At 62.6% G+C, this 20252-nt stretch carries 19 protein-coding genes; 18 read left to right on the top strand and 1 reads right to left on the bottom strand.

Annotated elements, in window-relative coordinates; genetic code table 11:
- Positions 1-64 precede the first annotated feature (64 nt).
- From ACP7B7_RS12300 to ACP7B7_RS12325, 6 genes are all read left to right on the top strand, one after another.
- Positions 65-1498 carry a M20/M25/M40 family metallo-hydrolase gene (locus ACP7B7_RS12300; RefSeq protein WP_426076852.1) on the top strand — a complete coding sequence of 478 codons (1434 nt, stop codon included), beginning with the start codon at positions 65-67 and terminating at the stop codon, positions 1496-1498.
- 306 nt (positions 1499-1804) lie between these two features.
- A complete protein-coding gene (locus tag ACP7B7_RS12305; protein WP_426076853.1) occupies positions 1805-1999 on the top strand; it encodes a PAAR domain-containing protein in 195 nt (64 codons plus the stop codon).
- A gap of 66 nt (positions 2000-2065) precedes the next feature.
- Positions 2066-2221, top strand: coding sequence for a hypothetical protein (locus ACP7B7_RS12310; protein ID WP_426076854.1), 156 nt, complete (start codon positions 2066-2068; stop codon positions 2219-2221).
- A 73-nt stretch (positions 2222-2294) separates the two neighbouring features.
- Positions 2295-2561: a DUF4123 domain-containing protein gene (locus tag ACP7B7_RS12315; RefSeq protein WP_426076893.1), complete on the top strand. Its 267-nt coding sequence runs from the start codon at positions 2295-2297 to the stop codon at positions 2559-2561.
- 5 nt (positions 2562-2566) lie between these two features.
- Positions 2567-2860, top strand: coding sequence for a Tox-REase-5 domain-containing protein (locus ACP7B7_RS12320; protein WP_426076855.1), 294 nt, complete (start codon positions 2567-2569; stop codon positions 2858-2860).
- Between the two features lie 19 nt (positions 2861-2879).
- The gene (locus ACP7B7_RS12325) at positions 2880-3596 is read left to right on the top strand and encodes an immunity 52 family protein (protein WP_426076856.1); all 717 of its coding nucleotides are present in this window, start codon (positions 2880-2882) and stop codon (positions 3594-3596) included.
- 84 nt (positions 3597-3680) lie between these two features.
- Here the strand turns inward: ACP7B7_RS12325 and ACP7B7_RS12330 are convergent, their stop codons facing one another.
- Positions 3681-4538: an MBL fold metallo-hydrolase gene (locus ACP7B7_RS12330; protein ID WP_426076894.1), complete on the bottom strand. Its 858-nt coding sequence runs from the start codon at positions 4536-4538 to the stop codon at positions 3681-3683.
- 173 nt (positions 4539-4711) lie between these two features.
- Here ACP7B7_RS12330 and ACP7B7_RS12335 point away from each other — a divergent pair, with 173 nt between their 5' ends.
- From ACP7B7_RS12335 to ACP7B7_RS12390, 12 genes are all read left to right on the top strand, one after another.
- On the top strand, positions 4712-4954 hold the full coding sequence (locus ACP7B7_RS12335; RefSeq protein ID WP_308921772.1) for a hypothetical protein: 243 nt from the start codon (positions 4712-4714) through the stop codon (positions 4952-4954).
- A 116-nt stretch (positions 4955-5070) separates the two neighbouring features.
- Complete coding sequence (locus tag ACP7B7_RS12340; protein ID WP_094444960.1) at positions 5071-5319, top strand: hypothetical protein; 249 nt, start codon at positions 5071-5073, stop codon at positions 5317-5319.
- Between the two features lie 323 nt (positions 5320-5642).
- Entirely contained in the window at positions 5643-6533 is an 891-nt protein-coding gene (gene prpB / locus ACP7B7_RS12345) for a methylisocitrate lyase (RefSeq protein WP_308921771.1), read from the top strand.
- A gap of 19 nt (positions 6534-6552) precedes the next feature.
- Positions 6553-7707 (top strand): bifunctional 2-methylcitrate synthase/citrate synthase, encoded by a 1155-nt coding sequence (gene prpC, locus ACP7B7_RS12350; RefSeq protein WP_426076857.1) that lies wholly within the window; start codon positions 6553-6555, stop codon positions 7705-7707.
- Between the two features lie 11 nt (positions 7708-7718).
- The gene (gene acnD / locus ACP7B7_RS12355) at positions 7719-10331 is read left to right on the top strand and encodes a Fe/S-dependent 2-methylisocitrate dehydratase AcnD (protein WP_426076895.1); all 2613 of its coding nucleotides are present in this window, start codon (positions 7719-7721) and stop codon (positions 10329-10331) included.
- Between the two features lie 81 nt (positions 10332-10412).
- Positions 10413-11594, top strand: a complete 1182-nt coding sequence (prpF, locus tag ACP7B7_RS12360) for a 2-methylaconitate cis-trans isomerase PrpF (RefSeq protein ID WP_426076858.1) — start codon at positions 10413-10415, stop codon at positions 11592-11594.
- 112 nt (positions 11595-11706) lie between these two features.
- On the top strand, positions 11707-13230 hold the full coding sequence (locus ACP7B7_RS12365; protein WP_426076859.1) for an MBOAT family O-acyltransferase: 1524 nt from the start codon (positions 11707-11709) through the stop codon (positions 13228-13230).
- 9 nt (positions 13231-13239) lie between these two features.
- Complete coding sequence (locus tag ACP7B7_RS12370; RefSeq protein WP_308921767.1) at positions 13240-14451, top strand: hypothetical protein; 1212 nt, start codon at positions 13240-13242, stop codon at positions 14449-14451.
- A 29-nt stretch (positions 14452-14480) separates the two neighbouring features.
- Complete coding sequence (locus tag ACP7B7_RS12375; RefSeq protein WP_426076860.1) at positions 14481-16370, top strand: propionate--CoA ligase; 1890 nt, start codon at positions 14481-14483, stop codon at positions 16368-16370.
- A gap of 176 nt (positions 16371-16546) precedes the next feature.
- Positions 16547-17254 carry a M12 family metallopeptidase gene (locus ACP7B7_RS12380; protein WP_426076861.1) on the top strand — a complete coding sequence of 236 codons (708 nt, stop codon included), beginning with the start codon at positions 16547-16549 and terminating at the stop codon, positions 17252-17254.
- An 11-nt stretch (positions 17255-17265) separates the two neighbouring features.
- Positions 17266-19677 carry a caspase family protein gene (locus ACP7B7_RS12385; protein ID WP_426076862.1) on the top strand — a complete coding sequence of 804 codons (2412 nt, stop codon included), beginning with the start codon at positions 17266-17268 and terminating at the stop codon, positions 19675-19677.
- A complete protein-coding gene (locus tag ACP7B7_RS12390) occupies positions 19674-20249 on the top strand; it encodes a hypothetical protein (protein WP_426076863.1) in 576 nt (191 codons plus the stop codon). The genes ACP7B7_RS12385 and ACP7B7_RS12390 overlap by 4 nt, the downstream gene beginning before the upstream one ends.
- The last annotated feature ends 3 nt before the right edge of the window (positions 20250-20252 follow it).

Consider the following 20252-nt stretch of genomic DNA (forward strand, 5'->3'; position numbering starts at 1 on the left):
TGCCGGGCTGCACCCCGTGGTTCATGCGCGGTGCGCCGGCCCCATCCACTTTCACAGGACTCGCATGCCTTCCGTACAATTTCACCGTTCCCTTGTTTCCGTGCTGCTGGGCAGCGTCGTCAGTGCCGGTGCGCTGGCCGCCGCGCCGGGCAATGATCCGGCCGCGCTGGCGCAAGTGCGCGACACCGCGCTGCACAGCGACTGGGCGTATGCGCGCCTGGCCGATATGACCGACCTGATCGGCCCGCGCCTGTCCGGTTCGGCCGGCGCCGCCGCCGCCGTCGAGCAGGTGGCCGCCACCCTGCGCGGCCTGGGCGCCACCGTCACTTTGCAGCCGGTCAAGGTGCCGCACTGGGTGCGCGGCGTGGAAACGGCGGAAATCGTCGATTATGCGGGCCGTCCGAACGGCGTCTCGCAGCGCGTGGTGCTGACCGCCCTGGGCGGTTCGGGCGCGACGCCGGCCGCCGGCCTGACGGCGCCGCTGATCATCGTCAGCAGCTTCGAGGAACTCAAGGCGCGCGCGGCCGAAGTGAAGGGCGCCATCGTGCTGATCGACACCGCATTCGACCAGGAAATGGCGGAACGCGGCCTGGCCGGCGTCACCTACGGCCAGGGTTCGCGTTTCCGCTTCGGCGGCCCGAAAGCGGCGGCCGAACTGGGCGCCGCCGCCGCGCTGGTGCGTTCGATCGGCGGCGCCGATTTCCGCATTCCCCACGCCGGCGCGACCGGCCTGGAAGACGGCAAGCGCATCCCGGCCGCCGCCGTGACGGTGGAAGACGCGCTGCTGATCAAGCGCCTGGCCGCGCGCGGGCCGATGAAAATGCATTTGACGCTGACGCCGCAAAACCTGCCCGAGGCCGACAGCTATAACGTGATCGCCGACTGGCCGGGCACCGACAAGGCCGGCGAAGTGGTGATCGTGTCCGGCCACCTCGATTCCTGGGACCTGGCCACCGGCGCGCATGACGATGGCGCCGGCGTGGTGGCCGCGATGGGCGTGATCGAGACCCTGAAAAAACTTGACTACCGACCGCGCCGCACCATCCGCGTGATCGCCTGGATGAACGAGGAAAACGGCGGCCGTGGCGGCCAGGCCTATTTCGAGGCGAACAAGCAGGCGCTGGCCAAGCAATACGCCGCCATCGAAATGGACAGCGGCGCCGGCCGCCCGTTCGGCATCCTGGCCAGCGTCGGCCCGAAATCGGAAAAACTGTTTGCGCCCTTGCGCGCCGCCCTGCAGCAGATCGGCGCCCACGCCTTTACCCGCCGCGATGCGCTGGGCACGGGCGACCTGCACCGCCTGGAAAAGGGCGGCGTGCCCAGCTTCGAGCCGCTGGTCGACAGCCACAGCTATTTTCACTACCACCACACGCCGGCCGATACCCTCGACAAGGTCGATCCGGACAACCTGAAGCGCAATGTGGCGCTCATGTCGTCGCTGGCCTGGTACCTGGCCAATCTGGATGGCGAGATCGGCAGGGCGCCCGAGCAGGAGTAAGCGGCAGCTGCTTGTTGAGAGCCCCCTGGAGATTGTCCGCCGTGTCAGGGCGGATGCCCCACCAGGCAAGGTAAGCATGGTTCCAGCCGCGTGCGTGGAACTATGGCTTGTCGTGAGCGATGGGGAGAACCTTGGCTGGCGGCCATGTCAGCGCCGGCTTGCTCATGGGATTGGCGTAGCCGATGCCGCACCTGCAGGGCGCGGCCCCCAGGATGAACATGTTACGATTTATTAACTAAGCGCGTGTCAGGGTTGCGATTTGTACTGTAACTAAGCCCGTGGTTTTCCAATACTCAGGAGCATCAAATGGCTCGTCCACTCATCATACTTGGCGACAAGACCGATCATGGTGGCACCGTGATCAGCGCTGACATGACAGTCGATATCAACGGCAAGTATGTGGCCAGGATGGGCGACATGACTGTATGTCCTAAATGCAAGGGGACATTCCCGATCAACTCTGCCGCCGCCGACCTGGTCGACGGATCAGGCAAGGGTTAAGCCCGGCATCTGGACACGACCGCCTGCGGCGCCAGGCTTATATCCGGACAGTTCACGACGATCTGGTTGGACCAGTCCAGCGTGGGCGACCCAGCTGATGTCGACGACAACGACGTGATGGAAGCTGCCGGCAAGATCGCCGCAAATACCGACTCCGGCATTTGCCTCGAATGCTTGATGTCCGCTGCCGCCGCTGGCGCGACCACCGTTATCAGGGAGTAACAATATTGATTGACGTCCTGGAACGCCTGAAGCAACTTCGGCAACATCACCCGGCACTGTACACTTATACGCACTGGTCGACGGTGTCCAGTATCAGACACACCGCCAAACGCGCATGACGGAGGATGCGACGCGCTACCCGCTGTTTGCCGGCACACCTGACGCTGCGCTCGCGCATGCAGGCCCCTGGTTGGTCGACATGGCAGGAGCAGCGCTTTCGTTTCTTGAAGACCTCGCCGCACTGGAGCAGGAAACACCTTCCCTTACCTGGCTATTTGCCGTACAGGACCTTGGTGGCCCGCCGCGCGTGATTATCAGGCCCGGATCACTGGTTTCCTGATCGGCATGGAATGGGTGTTTGAAGGCAGGGATTTTGACGGCTTCCAATCCCGTTTATGCTTGTTACAGGAAGCGAAAGCGGATTATGACCAGTTTTTTAAGGCAAACGGTGAACTTAGATACGATTTTCAAAAAAGTATCTTCCAGAACATGGTATTGAAACAGGCCACCGCTCAGTCCAATATTGTCAAAGATAACCCTCCAGCCTCGCTGAGCTGGTACTTTCAAACGCCACTCGCGTATGAACACATGCTGCCCAGTCTTAGTGGATTGGGTATTGCCACTTATTACATTCCATAATATTATGATAATAAAATCCTTGTTCAAACGCGATGCAGCGAACCCATCCATTGCGTTCCGACCTTCCGTCCAAAAAATCGCGACGATTGTCCGCTTCCTGCAAAAAACTGAGGCGTTTGGAAAGAACTGGTTTCTGTCGAAAGAGACAGAAGCAGAGTCGTTTCTATATACTGTTTTCGATGCCTCGGGAGAGCTCACTACTGCGGCCGAAGCCGTACTCGAGGCCGAGTTTAAGGGTGAGAAATTTCGATATCTCAGTGCTTGGAATGGCGAACTCGGAGAAGGCGAGGGCGCGAGTATTGCGCTTGGGTTCAGCGACAGTGAGTGGCCCTCTAGGAGTCTGGAAATCAGCGATCAAGGCGTCGGCGCGAAACGGCTTGGTATTGATGGAGTAAAAGAGATGCTGTCCATTATAGCGGGATCCCTTCGGCCGGTATTGATCACGGTAGCACGTAATCAATATTTTAAAAAACAAGTCTTCAAGGATCGTCCAGGTGTTGGCTGGATGTTGTACCTGCCGCGTATACTGACGGCCCAGCAAGTCCCGGAAGCCCGCGCCCTGGTACCCGTCATGGCGACGGGCGAGCAAGGTAAAGACAAGCAGATCGGCACCATCATCGTCAGTGTCACCGACGAAGCTTTCAATGATGAGAATCCTGAGCACGTGAAGATCGCCAATGCCATTGAAATTCGTCTGGTCGATCAGGACTTGCTGCCTCGTTATGTAGACATTTGACGAAGTATAGCGCTCTCATTGGCATGAAAACACCATGCGATGTAGTCATATCGTTCGGTTGTGGCGCCTTGAAACGGGTGTTTGCTACAACGCGTTCAGCGGTATTTTCAGATAGCGCACGCCGTTTTCCTCGGGCTCGGGCAGCTTGCCCGCGTTGATATTGACCTGGATCGCCGGCAGTATCAGGGTCGGCATCTCCAAGGTGGCGTCACGGCCCGTGCGCAGGGCCACGAACTGGTCTTCGGTGATGCCGTCGCGCAGGTGGATATTGGCGGCGCGCTGTGCGGCCACCGTGGTTTCCCAGCGCGGCTCGCGGCCGGCCGGCGGGTAGTCGTGGCACATGAAGAGGCGGGTTGCCGGCGGCAGCGCCAGCAGGCGCTGGGCCGAGCGGTACAGCAGGGCGGCCGAGCCACCGGGAAAATCACAGCGGGCCGAACCGACGTCGGGCATGAACAGGGTGTCGCCGACAAACACGGCGTCGCCGATCTGGTAGGCCAGGTCGGCCGGCGTGTGGCCCGGCACGTGCAGCGCGCGCACCTCGAGCGCGCCGATATGAAACACCTGGTCGGGCGCGAACAGCTGGTCGAATTGCGAGCCGTCGCTTGTTGCGCCATGCTGGTGATAGATGTCGGCAAACGCCTGCTGCACCGCCTGGATCGCCGCGCCGATGGCCACTTCGCCGCCCAGCTGCCGCTGCAGGTAGGGCGCGGCCGACAGGTGGTCGGCATGGGCATGGGTTTCCAGCAGCCAGCGGCACTGCAAGCCATGTTCGCGTACAAAGGCGATCACCTTGTCGGCCGAGGTAGTGGCCGTGCGGCCCGCCTTCGGATCGTAGTCGAGCACGGAATCGATCACGGCGCAGGCGCCGCCTTCGCCTTCGTACACCACATAGGTGACGGTGGCGGTGGCGGGGTCGAAGAAAGCGTGTATTTGGGGCGTCATCATGGTGGCGTGGTGCTGGCAGGGATGCTTATTATATCGCCGTGATCGCTTGAAAAATATCTCGAATCGCGATTTGATATGTAAAAAACGCATATCGCCAGGGGCTTGCCGTTGCAAGGTGCGCGCGTCTGAACTTGCTTCGTGCTAATCTCATTGCCACAAGGAGGAAGTCCATGAACGATACCACTGCACGTAGCGAACAGTACCGCGGTTTCACGATCTCCGTGACGCCGCAAAAGGATAATGACGACCTGTGGGATTTCACCTACCGCCTGCAGCGCGAAGCTGGCGCCGAAGGCGACGCCAAGGACATCGAGCGCAGCCGCACCCTGGGCGGCTATGCCACGCCCGAGACCGCCCGAGTGGCCGGCCTGGAAGTAGCCAAGACGGAAGTGGACAATCTGCTGCGTCCATGACGCCCCGATTTGATCCACCGTAAATCGTTTAGTGTGAATGCGCGGCGCCGCCGAAACTGATCGCGGCGCACGGCGCTTCATGCTACGATTTCCTTTATTGCGCAAGGAGGTAGCCCATGAACAGCAGTTCCAAGATTCACTACAAAGGCTGGGAAATCGTTCCCCTGGCCGTGCCGACCAGCGATGGCAAATGGTCGGCGAGTTGCGATATCGAACGCGCCACGGTCGAAGGCCTGGAAGTGTTCGAAGGCTCGACCATGCAGTTCGTGCGTGACGACGAAGACGGCGCGATTGCCGCCGCCTGCGAAGAAGCCGTACGCCAGATCGACAATATCATCGCCAATCCGCTGGTGCGCCTCGCCTGAGGCCAGCCACGCATCGCCATTCCATGCAGCTGGCGCCCGCCAGCTGCTTTCCTTGACGCCATTGCTTTCGTCCACGTTTCATCGATGTTTCAATAATTGTTTCATTGTGAAATGCTGAAACAAAATGAAACGTCATGATGAACGGCTTTCATCCTCGCTGTTCCATCATCCATCCCCTCATACTACCCGCAAGGCACCGCAATACGGTCGTTTTCTCTCTGGCGAAGGCCATCTGCAACCGTACGGCAGTGCGCTGGCACGGCACTTGCAATATCCATGTTCATAGCAGGTCCATGAAACATTCGAACCCATAAGGTGAACACATGAGTCTTTACTCCGCAGGTGCCGCGTTCCGCAAGGCCGTCCAGGAAGAATCCCCGTTGCAGGTGGTCGGTACGATTAATGCCAATCACGCCTTGCTGGCCAAGCGCGCCGGCTTCAAGGCCATCTACCTGTCCGGTGGCGGCGTCGCGGCGGGGTCTTTGGGCCTGCCGGACCTGGGCATTTCCAACCTCGACGATGTGCTGACCGATATCCGCCGCATCACCGACGTGTGCGACCTGCCGCTGCTGGTCGACGCCGACACGGGTTTCGGTTCGTCCGCCTTCAATGTGGCGCGCACCGTCAAATCAATGATCAAGGCCGGCGCGGCCGCCCTGCATATCGAAGACCAGGTGGGCGCCAAGCGCTGCGGTCATCGCCCGGGCAAGGAAATCGTCAGCAAGGAAGAAATGGTCGACCGCATCAAGGCGGCCGTCGACGCGCGCACCGACCCGAACTTCGTCATCATGGCGCGCACCGATGCGCTGGCCGTCGATGGCCTGGAAGCGGCGCTGGAACGCGCGGTGGCCTGCGTCGAGGCGGGCGCCGACATGATCTTCCCGGAAGCGATCACGGATCTGTCGATGTACACCACGTTTGCCAATGCCGTGAAGGTGCCGGTGCTGGCCAATATCACCGAATTCGGCGCCACGCCCCTGTTCACGGTGGACCAGCTGCGCGGCGCCGATGTCGGCCTGGTGCTGTATCCGCTGTCGGCCTTCCGCGCCATGAACAAGGCGGCCGAAAACGTCTACACGGCACTGCGCCGCGACGGCACGCAACAGAATGTGCTGGACACCATGCAGACGCGCATGGAGCTGTATGAATCGATCAATTACCACGACTTCGAACAGAAGCTCGATGCCCTCTTTGCAGCGCAGAAAACCAAATAATTATTATCCGGAGAAGACAATGACCGCACCACAAGCCACCACTTTCAAGCCTAAAAAATCCGTCGCCCTGTCTGGCGTTACCGCCGGCAATACTGCCCTGTGCTCGGTCGGCAAGACCGGCAACGATTTGCACTACCGCGGCTATGACATCCTGGACGTGGCCGACAGCTGCGAGTTCGAAGAAATCGCCTTCCTGCTGGTGCACGGCAAGCTGCCGACCACGGCCGAACTGAAAGGCTACAAGGCCAAGCTGAAATCCCTGCGCGGCTTGCCGTCCGCCGTGAAAGCGGCACTGGAAGCGCTGCCGGCCGCCGCCCATCCGATGGACGTGATGCGCACCGGCGTGTCGGTGCTGGGTTGCACCCTGCCGGAAAAGGACGACCATAACGCACCGCGCGCGCGCGATATCGCCGACCGCCTGATGGCCTCGTTCGGCTCGATGCTGCTGTACTGGTACCACTACAGCCATAACGGCAAGCGCATCGAAGTGGAAACCGACGACGACTCGATCGGCGGCCATTTCCTGCACCTGCTGCATGGCGAAAAGCCGTCGGCGTCGTGGGAAAAAGCCATGCACACCTCGCTGATCCTGTATGCGGAACACGAGTTCAATGCCTCCACCTTTACCAGCCGCGTGATCGCCGGCACGGGTTCGGACATCCACTCGGCCATCACCGGCGCCATCGGCGCGCTGCGCGGCCCGAAACACGGCGGCGCCAATGAAGTGGCGCTCGACATTCAAAAACGCTACGACAACGCCGACGAAGCCGAAGCGGACATCCGCGAGCGTGTCGCCAACAAGGAAGTGGTGATCGGCTTCGGCCATCCCGTCTACACGATTTCCGACCCGCGCAACGTGGTCATCAAGGAAGTGGCCCGCTCGCTGTCTCAGGAAGCGGGTTCGACCAAGATGTTCGATATCGCCGAACGCCTGGAAACGGTGATGTGGGAGATCAAGAGCATGTTCCCCAACCTGGACTGGTTCTCGGCCGTGTCGTACCACATGATGGGCGTGCCGACGGCGATGTTCACGCCGCTGTTCGTCATCTCGCGCACCTCGGGCTGGGCCGCCCATATCATCGAACAGCGCATCGACAACAAGATCATCCGTCCCAGCGCCAACTACGTGGGTCCGGAAGACTTGCAGTTCGTGCCGATCAAGGACCGCAAATAATGAGCATCACGATGAATACCTTGCACCGCAAGAATTTGCCGGGCACCCAGCTCGATTTCTTCGATACGCGCGCCGCCGTCGACGCGATTCAACCCGGCGCGTATGCCACCTTGCCGTACACCTCGCGCGTGCTGGCCGAAAACCTGGTGCGCCGCTGCGACCCCGAGACTTTGAACGCCTCGCTGCGCCAGTTTATCGAACGCCGCCGCGACCTGGATTTTCCGTGGTTTCCTGCGCGCGTGGTCTGCCATGACATCCTGGGCCAGACGGCCCTGGTCGACCTGGCCGGCCTGCGCGACGCCATCGCGGCCCAGGGCGGCGATCCGGCCCTGGTCAACCCCGTGGTACCGACCCAGCTGGTGGTCGACCATTCGCTGGCCGTCGAATGCGGCGGTTTCGACCCCGACGCCTTTGCCAAGAACCGCGCCATCGAAGACCGCCGCAACGAAGACCGTTTCGACTTTATCGACTGGACCAAGAAGGCGTTCAAGAATGTCGACGTGATCCCGCCCGGTAACGGCATCCTGCACCAGATCAACCTCGAGCGCATGTCGCCCGTGATCCAGGTGCAGGACGGCGTGGCCTATCCGGACACCCTGGTCGGCACCGATTCGCACACCCCCATGGTCGACGCCCTGGGCGTGATTGCCATCGGCGTCGGCGGCCTGGAAGCGGAAAGCGTGATGCTGGGCCGCGCTTCGTGGATGCGCCTGCCGGACATTATCGGCGTCAAGCTGACCGGCAAGCCGCAGCCGGGCATTACCGCCACCGATACCGTGCTGGCGCTGACGGAATTTTTGCGCAAGCAGAAAGTGGTCTCGTCGTATCTGGAATTCTATGGCGAAGGCGCCTCGCACCTGACCCTTGGCGACCGCGCGACCATTTCCAATATGGCGCCGGAATTTGGCGCCACCGCCGCCATGTTCTATATCGACGAACAGACCATCAAGTATCTGAAGCTGACCGGCCGCGAAGACGCGCAGGTGGCGCTGGTGGAAACCTATGCGAAAGAAACCGGCCTGTGGGCCGACAGCCTGGTGGACGCCGAATATGAGCGCGTGCTGAGCTTCGACCTGTCGTCGGTGGTGCGCAATATCGCCGGCCCGTCGAACCCGCACAACCGCGTGCCAACTTCAGAGTTGGCCGCGCGCGGCATCTCGGGCGTGGTGGAAAATGAGCCGGGCAAGATGCCGGACGGCGCCGTGATTATCGCGGCGATCACCAGCTGCACCAACACCAATAATCCGCGCAACATGATCGCCGCCGGCCTGATCGCCCGCAACGCCAATCGCCTCGGTTTGCTGCGCAAACCTTGGGTCAAATCGTCGCTGGCGCCGGGCTCGAAAACGGTGGAACTGTACCTGCGGGAAGCAGGGCTGATGGACGAACTGGAACAACTGGGCTTTGGCGTGGTGGCGTTTGCCTGCACCTCGTGCAACGGCATGTCGGGCGCGCTCGACCCGGTGATCCAGGAAGAAGTGGTGGCGCGCGACCTGTACGCCACGGCCGTGTTGTCCGGCAACCGCAACTTCGACGGCCGCATCCACCCGTACGCGAAACAGGCGTTCCTCGCCTCGCCGCCGCTGGTGGTGGCCTACGCGATCGCCGGCACCATCCGCTTCGATATCGAAAAAGACGTGCTGGGCCATGGCCCCGATGGCCAGCCGATTCTGCTCAACGACATCTGGCCATCGGACGAGGAGATCGACGCGATTGTGGCGGCCAGCGTCAAGCCGGAGCAGTTCCGCAAGGTGTATATCCCGATGTTCGCCAAGCAGGTGGATGATGGCATCAAGGTCAGCCCGCTGTACGACTGGCGTCCGCAGACCACGTATATTCGCCGCCCGCCGTACTGGGAAGGCGCGCTGGCTGGCGCACGCCCCTTGAAAGGCATGCGTCCGCTGGCCGTGTTGGGCGACAATATCACCACCGACCATCTGTCGCCGTCGAACGCCATCATGCTCGATAGCGCGGCCGGCGAATACCTGGCGAAAATGGGCCTGCCCGAGGAAGACTTTAACTCCTACGCCACCCACCGCGGCGACCATTTGACGGCGCAGCGCGCCACCTTTGCCAATCCGACCCTGAAAAACGAGATGGTGATCGAAGACGGCAAGGTGAAAGCCGGGTCCCTCACGCGTATCGAGCCGGACGGCACCATTTCGCGCATGTGGGAAGCGATCGAGATATATATGGAGCGCAAGCAGCCCTTGATCATTATCGCCGGCGCCGACTATGGCCAGGGTTCCTCGCGCGACTGGGCCGCCAAAGGCGTGCGCCTGGCCGGCGTGGAAGCGATTGTCGCCGAAGGTTTCGAGCGCATCCACCGCACCAACCTGGTCGGCATGGGCGTGCTGCCGCTGGAGTTTTTGACAGGCGTCACGCGCAAGACCCTGGGCCTGGACGGCAGCGAAACCTACGACGTGGTGGGCGAGCGCACGCCGCGCTCGATGTTGACCCTGCTGATCCACCGCGCCAATGGCGACACCGAGGAAGTGCCGGTCACCTGCCGCCTCGATACGGCGGAAGAGGTGTCGATCTATGAGGCCGGTGGCGTCTTGCAGCGGTTTGCGCAGGATTTCCTGGAGTCTTCCGTAGGTCGGATTAGCGGCGAAGCGGCGTAATCCGACAACACCGGCAGCGTCAACAATGTTGTCGGATTACACGCGGCGTTGCCGCGCTAATCCGACCTACCTGGAAATAATATGACTCACAAACCCCAAATCAGAATCCCCGCCACCTATATGCGTGGCGGCACCAGCAAAGGCGTGTTCTTCCGCCTGCAGGACCTGCCCGCCGATGCCCAGGTGCCGGGCGCGGCGCGCGACGCCTTGCTGCTGCGCGTGATCGGCAGTCCCGACCCGTATGGCAAGCAGATCGACGGCATGGGCGGCGCCACGTCGAGCACCAGCAAGACGGTGATCCTGTCGAAAAGCGAGCGGCCAGATCACGATGTCGATTACCTGTTTGGCCAGGTCTCGATAGACAAGCCGTTTGTCGACTGGAGCGGCAACTGCGGCAACCTGTCGGCGGCCGTCGGTTCGTTCGCGATCGCCAATGGCCTGGTCGATGCGGTGCGCATCCCGCATAACGGCGTGGCGGTCGTGCGCGTGTGGCAGGCCAATATCGGCAAGACCATTATCGCCCACGTGCCCGTGACGAATGGCACAGTGCAGGAAACGGGCGACTTCGAACTCGATGGCGTGACCTTTCCGGCCGCCGAGGTAAAACTCGAGTTTCTCGATCCGGCGGCCGAAGAAGAGGGCGGCGGCGGCGCCATGTTTCCTACTGGCCACCTCGTCGATGACCTCGACGTACCCGGCATCGGCACCTTGCGCGTCACGATGATCAACGCCGGCATCCCGACCATCTTTGTCGACGCCGGCGCCATCGGTTATGCCGGCACCGAACTGCAGGAGGCGATCAATAGCGACCCGGCCGCCCTGGCGCGCTTGGAAACCATCCGTGCCCACGGCGCCCTGCGCATGGGGCTGATCAGCCACCTGGACGAAGCGGCCAGGCGCCAGCATACGCCGAAGGTGGCGTTTGTCGCCAGACCCGCCAGCTATGTGTCGTCGAGCGGCAAGCGGGTAGCAGCGCAGGATATCGACCTGCTGGTGCGCGCCATGTCGATGGGCAAGCTGCATCACGCGATGATGGGCACGGCGGCGGTGGCCATCGGCACGGCGGCGGCGATTCCGGGCACCCTGGTCAACCTGGCGGCCGGTGGCGGAGAAAAGACCAGCGTGCGTTTCGGCCACCCGTCCGGCACCCTGATGGTGGGCGCCGAGGCGCAACAGGTCGACGGTGACTGGAGCGTCACCAAGGCCATCATGAGCCGCAGCGCGCGCGTGCTGATGGAGGGTTTTGTGCGCGTGCCAGGGTAAAGAGGAAAGACGGCAGGCTTGATTTTTTGCAGGATCGCAAGCTCGGCAGCGAAGGAAAATGGCATGGCTTTATCCATCGAGTCCGTGTATTTTCATCCTTCCTGGGGCCCCCATGCTATTTAATTCCTGGATTTTCCTGCTGGGCTTTTTGCCCGTCACGCTCGCCGGCTTTTTTCTGCTGGGCCGGCGCAGCCCTGTCATGGGGGCGGCCTGGCTGGCCGCCGCTTCGCTGTTTTTCTATGGCTGGTGGGACCTGCGCTATGTGCCGCTGCTGCTCGCCTCCATCTGCGTCAATTACGGCTGTTCCACCGTGCTGGCCAGCGGGCCGGCCAAGCGCCGCAAGACGCTGCTGATTGCCGCCATCGCCGCCAACCTGGCGCTGCTCGGCTACTACAAATATGCGGGCTTTTTTGTCGCCAGCATCGCGGAACTGCTGGCCCGGCCACTGCCGGCGCTGCACGTGATCCTGCCGGTCGGTATCTCGTTCTTCACCTTTACCCAGATTGCCTTCCTGGTCGATACGTACCGGGGACAAGTGCGGGAGCGGCGCTTTGTCCACTACCTGCTGTTCGTCACCTATTTCCCGCACCTGATCGCCGGCCCGGTGCTGCATCACAAGGAGATGATGCCGCAGTTCGCCGACCGCGGCATTTTTCGGCTATCGCAGGAAAACATCGCCGCCGGCGCCAGTATTTTCTTTATCGGCCTGGCCAAGAAAGTGCTGATTGCCGATAACCTGGCGCCGTTTGCCGGCGCGCTGTTCAACCAGGCCGGCGAGCCGTCGCTGTTGCTCGCCTGGAGCGGCGTGCTGGCGTATGCGTTTCAGCTGTATTTCGATTTTTCCGGCTATTCCGACATGGCCATCGGCCTGTCGCGCCTGTTCGGCGTCAAGCTGCCCCTGAATTTCGATTCGCCCTACAAGGCGGCCAATATCGCCGAATTCTGGCGCCGCTGGCACATGACTTTGTCGCGCTTCCTGCGCGATTATCTGTATATTCCGCTGGGCGGCAACCGCCATGGCGGTGCGCGCCGCTACCTGAACCTGATGATCACCATGGTGCTGGGCGGACTATGGCATGGCGCCGGCTGGAATTTCCTGGTCTGGGGTGCCCTGCACGGCGTGTTCCTGGGCGTCCATGGCGCATGGGGTCCGCTGGCCGCTCGCCTGCGTTTTTCCACGACATCGGCCGCCTGGAGGATTTTCTCCACCGCGCTGACCTTTGTGGCCGTCTGCACCGCCTGGGTCTTCTTTCGCGCGCCCGACCTGGCCAGCGCGCTGGCCATCGTCGATGGCCTGTATGGCGGCAATGGCGTCGCCTTGCCCGATGCGCTGGCCCGGTTTCTGCTACCCGTGCAGCCGCTTCTGGCGGCCATGAACGTCTCGTTTTATCTCGGCGGCGGCAGCGCCTTTATCGACGGCTGGCGCTGGATCTGCCTGGCCGCGCTGCTGGCGTTTGCCTGTCCGAATACCCAGCAGATCATGCGCCTGGTGGCGCCCGCGCTCGATGCCAAACCTGTCGGCAGTTATCTGGTCTGGCAGCCGACGCGCCGCTGGGCGGCGGCGATCGCCTGCCTGGCGCTGGCCAGCATGCTGTCCTTGAACCGCCCCGCCGAATTCCTGTATTTTCAATTCTAGGGAGCGGCAATGAAAACGAGCTCCCGCGACTATCCACGCTTTCTGCTGGCCTTGTGCGCCTGCTTGATCCTCGGCGTATTGGCCGCCATCGCGCTGGTGGTGATCGTCGACCCGTATGGCCTGTACAAGGTGGTCGATCGCCCCGGCTTCAATGCCGTCAAGCCGGGCTTGACTCGCTACCAGGTGCAGATCAAGCAGGCCCACGCGCTGCGCCTGCGGCCGCAGGTGCTGATACTCGGTAACTCGCGCGCCGAAATCGGCTTCGATCCGGCCGCGCCGGCGTTTGCGGCGGCGCATGGCACGGTGTACAACCTGGCCATACCGGGTACGGGCCTGGGCACCTCGGCGTACCAGCTGACGCAATTGCTGGCCGCCGGCGTCAAGCCGGCGACCGTGATACTCGCTGTCGAATTCATGGATTTTCTGGCGTTGAAATCACCGGCTCGCAGCGCCGCAAAACCGGTCGGCTTAACTTACTGGCAATTCGACGCGCTGTTTTCGCTCGCTTCCGTCAAGGATGCGCTCAACACCTTGCGCATACAGGATGATGCGGAAGCGGCGATCTTGTCAGCCGACGGTTTCAACCCCTTGCGCGACTATGGCGCGCATGTGCGCAACGACGGCTATCACAAGATGTTCACCCAGCGTGCGCGTGAAAATGCCGCCAGCCTGAAAAGAAAATCCACCACCGCGCTGGACACGGCCGATTTCCGGCTATTGCGGACCTTGCTGGTGCAGGCGTCCACCACTGACGCGCAGATCAAGCTGGTGATCTATCCGTATCACGCGCAGTGGCTGGCGATGCTGGAAGCGGCCGGCCTGTGGCCGCTGTTCGAACAGTGGAAGGCGCAGCTGGTGCGCGAGATTGCCGCCATCAAGGCCAGCCACCCCGGCGCCTCGATTTCCCTGCACGATTTCAGCGGCTTTGGCCCGTACAACTGCGAGCGTATTCCCGCTGCCGGCGAGCGCGGCGCCGTCACGCAGTGGTATTGGGAAGCCGGGCATTTCAAGAAGGCGCTGGGCGACGTGGTGCTGGAGCGGCTGCTGTTGCCGGCATCACAGTCGCCTGGCCCGGGCCTTGACTCAAGCTCGCTGGCGGCCAACACGCGGCGCATCGCCGCCGAACGGCTGGAATGCATGGCGGCCCAGCCGGATGTATTTTTAACCGCAACAAAAATGTTTGACCCGCGTGACAGACCGCGCGGCGAAAAACCGATGTAATGACACCATAAAAACCCCAAGGAGGAGACATGAGTTTTGCCCAGTTTTACCAGCATTCAATTGACCACCCCGAAGCGTTCTGGCGCGAGGAAGCCAAGAAGATAGACTGGCATACGCCGTTTTCACAGGTGCTCGACGACAGCCGGCCGCCATTCACGAAGTGGTTCGTCGGCGGCACGACGAATCTGTGCCATAACGCCGTCGACCGCTGGGTCGGCGCCCGTGGCGACGCACCGGCGCTGATCGCCATTTCCACCGAAACCAATACCGAGCGCACATATAGCTATCGCGAACTGCAGCGCGAGGTGGAGCGCTGCGCGGCGATCCTGCTGTCGCTGGGCGTGGGCCAGGGCGACCGTGTGCTGATCTATATGCCGATGATCGCCGAAGCGGCGTTTGCCATGCTGGCCTGCGCGCGCATCGGCGCCATCCACTCGGTGGTGTTCGGCGGCTTCGCTTCCAACAGCCTGGCCAGCCGCATCGACGACGCGCAGCCGAAACTGGTGTTTTCCAGCGATGCGGGCTCGCGCAACGGCAAGCCGATTGCCTACAAGCCGCTGCTGGACGAAGCGATCCGCATCGCTGCGCACCAGCCCGAGCACGTGCTGCTGGTCGACCGCCGCTTGGCGCCGATGGAACTGGTGGCCGGGCGCGATGTCGACTACGCGGCCCTGCGCGAACAGCATCTCGAGGCGCAGGTACCCATCACCTGGCTCGAATCGAACGAGGTGTCGTATGTGCTGTACACCTCGGGCACCACCGGCAAGCCGAAAGGCGTGCAGCGCGACGTGGGCGGCTATGCGGTGGCGCTGGCCTCGTCGATGGAATACACGTTTTGCGGCAAGCCCGGCGAGACCTTTTTTGCCACTTCCGATATCGGCTGGGTGGTCGGCCACTCGTATATCGTGTACGGCCCCCTGATCGCCGGCATGGCCACCATCCTGTACGAAGGCTTGCCCATCTGCCCCGACGCGGGCATCTGGTGGAGCATCGTTGAAAAATACCGGGTCACGCGCATGTTCTCGGCGCCGACGGCGATTCGCGTGCTGCGCAAGCACCCGGTGGAGCTGATGCGCAAGCACGATCTGTCGTCCTTGAAGGCGCTGTACCTGGCGGGCGAACCACTCGATGAAACCACCTCGCAATGGATCGCCGGCGAACTGAAAGTCGATATCATCGACAACTACTGGCAGACCGAGACGGGCTGGCCCATCCTGTCGGTGGCCAGGGGTGTTGACAATACGCCGACGCGCCTGGGCAGCCCCGGCCTGGCCATGTACGGCTACAAGGTGAAACTGCTCAATGAATCGACCGGCCAGGAGTGCGGCGCGAATGAAAAGGGCGTGCTGGTGCTGGAAGGGCCGCTGCCGCCGGGCTGTCTGCAAACCGTGTATGGCGACGACCAGCGCTTTGTCGACACCTACTGGTCCACCTTCGGCGACAAACAGGTGTACTCGACGTTCGACTGGGGGCTGCGCGACGCCGACGGCTATTACTTTATCCTGGGCCGCACCGACGACGTGATCAATGTGGCCGGCCATCGCCTGGGCACGCGCGAGATCGAGGAGAGCATTTCCAGCCACCCGAATGTGTCGGAAGTGGCGGTGGTCGGCATGGAGGACAAGCTCAAGGGCCAGGTGGCGATGGCCTTCGTGATCCTGAAAGACCCGCGGGCGGCGGAAAGCGAGCAGGGCAGGGCGCTGCTGGAGCGCGAAGTGATGGCGGTGGTCGACCGCCAGCTGGGCGCCGTGGCGCGGCCGGCGCGTGTGCTGTTCGTGCCGCAATTGCCGAAGACGCGTTCGGGCAAGTTGCTGCGGCGCGCCATCCAGGCCGTGTGCGAAGGGCGCCATCCGGGCGACCTGACGTCGATGGACGATCCGCTGGCCTTGCAGCAGATCGAGAGCGTGATGGCGGCTTGAGCGCTCTTGCCGGTCTGTATGCGCGCGATCAAACCATGCCCGGGCAAGGACTGAACTTGGTCCTGTTTTGATCCGTCTTAATGGAAGGAGCGGTGGTGGCACCGTGGTCTGCGCCAGCGGACGGTGCCTGCCGGCCGCATCCATCATCCACCCTTCCACCATGACAGGAGACGGCCATGTCGGCGAATGAAACACACTATTGCAGTTGTTTGACTTTTGAAGATCTTGATCCGGCGGTGCAGAAGGTGCTGAACAGCCAGGTGCGCGGCGTGCTGCTGAAAAGTGCGAAGTGGCCCGACCGCAGCGTCATCCGCATACGCTTTCTGGACGGCGATCCCGCGCTGCAACAGCGCGTGCGCAAGGCCGCCAATGAATGGGACAAGCTGGTCAACCTGACATTCTCGTTCGACCAGCGCAGGCCGAGCGATGCGCGCATCGCCTTCCAGCAAGGCAAGGGCTCATGGTCTTATCTGGGCACCATGTGCAAGAGCATCCCCGAGCCCCAGCCGACCATGAATTTCGGCTGGCTGACGAACGAATCGAGCGACGAGGAAGTGCGCAGCGTGGTGCTGCACGAGTTCGGTCATTTGCTGGGCCTGACGCATGAACACTTCAACGTCAAGGGCGGCGGCATCGAATGGAACCGCGACGCGGTGATCCGCGATCTGAGCGGCCCGCCGAATAACTGGGATGCCGACACGATCGAACACAATATGTTCCAGAAATTCAGGGACGCCGAGATCTATAATACGGTGATGGACCGCGAATCGATCATGATGTATCCGATTCCGGCGGCCTGGACGCTCAACGGCATGTCGATCGGTTTCAACTCTGTCCTGTCCGAGCAGGACAAGAAGTTTGTCCAGACCATGTACCATAACTGAGCGGAGGCGATATGGCAGACCATGCGATATTGATCGGCATCCGCGATTACCCGACGCTGCTTGGTGACGAGGAAACCAGCGTTCTGCAAGGCCCAGTCAACGATGTCGAAGCCGTCAAGGCATGGCTGCTTGATTGCCGTGGTGGCGGCTTCGCCGATGACAGCACCATCCATGTCATTATCTCGGACGAGGCCGCGCCCGCTGACGGCGCCAGGCCGACGGACGTGGAGCTGGAAGAAGTGCTCTTGCATCTCGCGCTGTTGGCGCAGAAGAGCAATGCAAGGGGTACTGGCCTGCGCGTGGGCGAGCGCCTGTACCTGTTCATGGCCGGCCACGGCTTTTCGCCGGAACGTACTGACGCCTGCCTGTACACCGCCAATGCGCGGCCCGGTTTCAACGCCCACATCCATGCCACCGGATGGCTCAACTGGCTGCAGGAAAGCGCTTTCTTCGAAGAGTTCGTGCTGTGGATGGATTGTTGCATGGACCGCATGGCAACCGGTCCCGTGCGCGATCCACTGTTGAATCCACCCGATGGCGGCGTGCCGCCACGGGCCAGCTTCGTTGCCTTCGCCGCGCAGCGCCCCTTGAAGGCGGTTGAAAATCCGATACCGGCCGATGACAACAAGGTGCATGGCGTATTTACCTGGGCCTTGCTGCAAGGCCTGCGCGGCGCGGCGGCCGACCAGAACGGGCGCGTCACCGGACGCAGCCTGGCCGACTGGGTGCGCAACGCCCAGGCTGCCTTGATGACCGACGCGCAGCGCGAAAACAGCAATGTCGCGCTCGATCCCGAGATCATTCAGGAAGATCCCGGCCTGATCTTCGTGCGTGGCATCGAGCAGTTGCGCTATCGCGTCACGCTCTATTTTCCGCCAGAGGCGAACGGCCGTGCGGCTTTTCTGTGGAGCGGCGTGCCGCCCGCCGCGCGGCCGTTCACGGTGGACGGCACGGATCACCTGCTTGCGCCCGGCCTGTATCTGGTGCAAGTGCCGGATATCGGGCTGTCGCAGGGTTTCGAGGTGCTGGCCGACATGCGTGTCGTGGTGCGTGACAGCGGACCGCAAGTTGACGCAACTGCCGCAGGAAAAATCTTCACGCTCAATGTCGATCCCGGCGAGCCGGGCACTGAAATCTTTGTGATCGACCAGCGCCTGTCGCTGGTCGACAGGGATGCCGGCCGCCTGTCGACGTCCTTGCCTTTCGGACTGTTCAAGGTCAAGACGCGTATCGGCCGCGGCCTCAGCCAGCGCATCATCTTGCTGGACAGCCAATCGGGGGCGATCGACCCGACCGACGTCACGCGCCTGCCGTCGTCCGTGGTGCCGCTGCCAGGCACGAGCTCTTCTCTGGCCGCGCATACCCTGGCACGCGCGCAGGAATTGAACGCCAGCAGCCGGCAGGCGGCCGACGGCGATGACGCGTCGCTGATGCTGATGGTGCGCGCCTGGAGCGCGCCAAACTCGTCGCTGGCGCACACCGAACTGTGGAAAGACGTGGCCATCGTCGACGCCAGTGGCGCCATGGTATTCGATGGCACATGCGATACGCGCCTGCATCGCGGCGACGCCGACCCGTATGCCGTGGGCAGCCGGAAACTGGCGCCCGGCAACTACTTCCTGCGCCAGAAACTCAGCGATGGCAGCCTTTTGGAACAAAGCCTGCTGGTATGCAAGGGGTGGCGCCTGGAAGTGTATCTGCTGCGCCGTGGCGTGCCCGGCAAGGACAGTTTGAGTGCGCGTCCGCGCGTGTCGCTGATGATGCACAGGATGGACCAGGGTGCCCCACAGGATGAGACGGAAGACCGCATGGCCGAGAGCCTGCGCCTGGCGCTGGCGGATGAACGGCGCATACTGAATGCCGATCTGGAACAGATGCTGGCACAGGAGAATCTTGCCAACCCCATCTTCGGGCTGACCGGCGCGCACTTGCTGCTGCTCGAACGTGAGCGCGACCGCTACCGCGATGTGAGCAAGCTCGATGCGATTGTGCGTAATTTGCAGCAACCGTTGGGGGCGACGCACCCAGACTGGGTGGCGCTGGCCTTGCAGTGCAGCAAGGTCATCGTACCGCGGGACGTCGTCCTGGATGGCCCGCCGATGTTTGCCCGCAGCTGGCCCTTGCTGGTGCGGGCCGCGCACGAGGGACGGATCGAGATACCGGCCGCCATGTGGAGCCGCATGCAGGCGCCGGCCTCGCTGCCGCCGTTCATGGCGTGGAGCATTGATGAAGGGGTCAAGCGAGCGGCATGGGAAACCTTGCGCCAGGCGCTGCAGGAGCCGCCATCGCCCGTGATGGCAATGCCGATGAACATGGCGCCGGCCAGTGCGGTGGCGCGGCATTCCCGCGCGCGCCTGGCGCGGGCGCGGAAATGGCAGTTGCCTCCTTCTGCGCTGGACTTGCTTCCCGCCGCGCCGCCATGAAGGAGGCAAGGCCAGGCCGTCTGGAACTCGGGCGCGGCGTGATATTGACGTTCCAGCGCTTCTTTTATCCCACCGGGGGCAGCGTGGACCAGCCACCGGCCAGCCTCGGCGCGTTGCCGGTCGGGCGCAATGCGCTGGGCGCGTGGCTGCTGCCATTGGCCGACGACGAGTGTTTCTGGATCGGCATGAGCGAAAACAGGGAGCTGGCGCCGGCGATGCTGGCGGTCCGGGCCGAGCTGGGCGATGCGGCGCTGGTTGACGCCGTCACGGGCCAGCCGTGGGACGCGCGTGATGCCGGCGAACTGGCGCTGCCGGGCACAGCGTGGCTGGCCGGCCTGCGCCAGCCTGGCAGCGGGCCGTTGTGGACGGTATTTTCCAACAGCAGCCTGGTGCCGGCGGCGCAGCGCTGTATCTCGCTGACCTTTCGCCTGCGCGCGCGCGGCGATCACGGCGCGGGCATGGCGACGCGGCTGGAACTGGTCAACTACGCGCGTTTTTTCAGCGAGACCGGCATCCGGCCACCGGCGCCCATGGAGGCCGATGCGGCCTACAAAGGATGGCGTTTGCCATGAATC

It is taken from the genome of Janthinobacterium sp. PSPC3-1 (genome assembly GCF_049896105.1).
GTDB lineage: Bacteria > Pseudomonadota > Gammaproteobacteria > Burkholderiales > Burkholderiaceae_D > Janthinobacterium.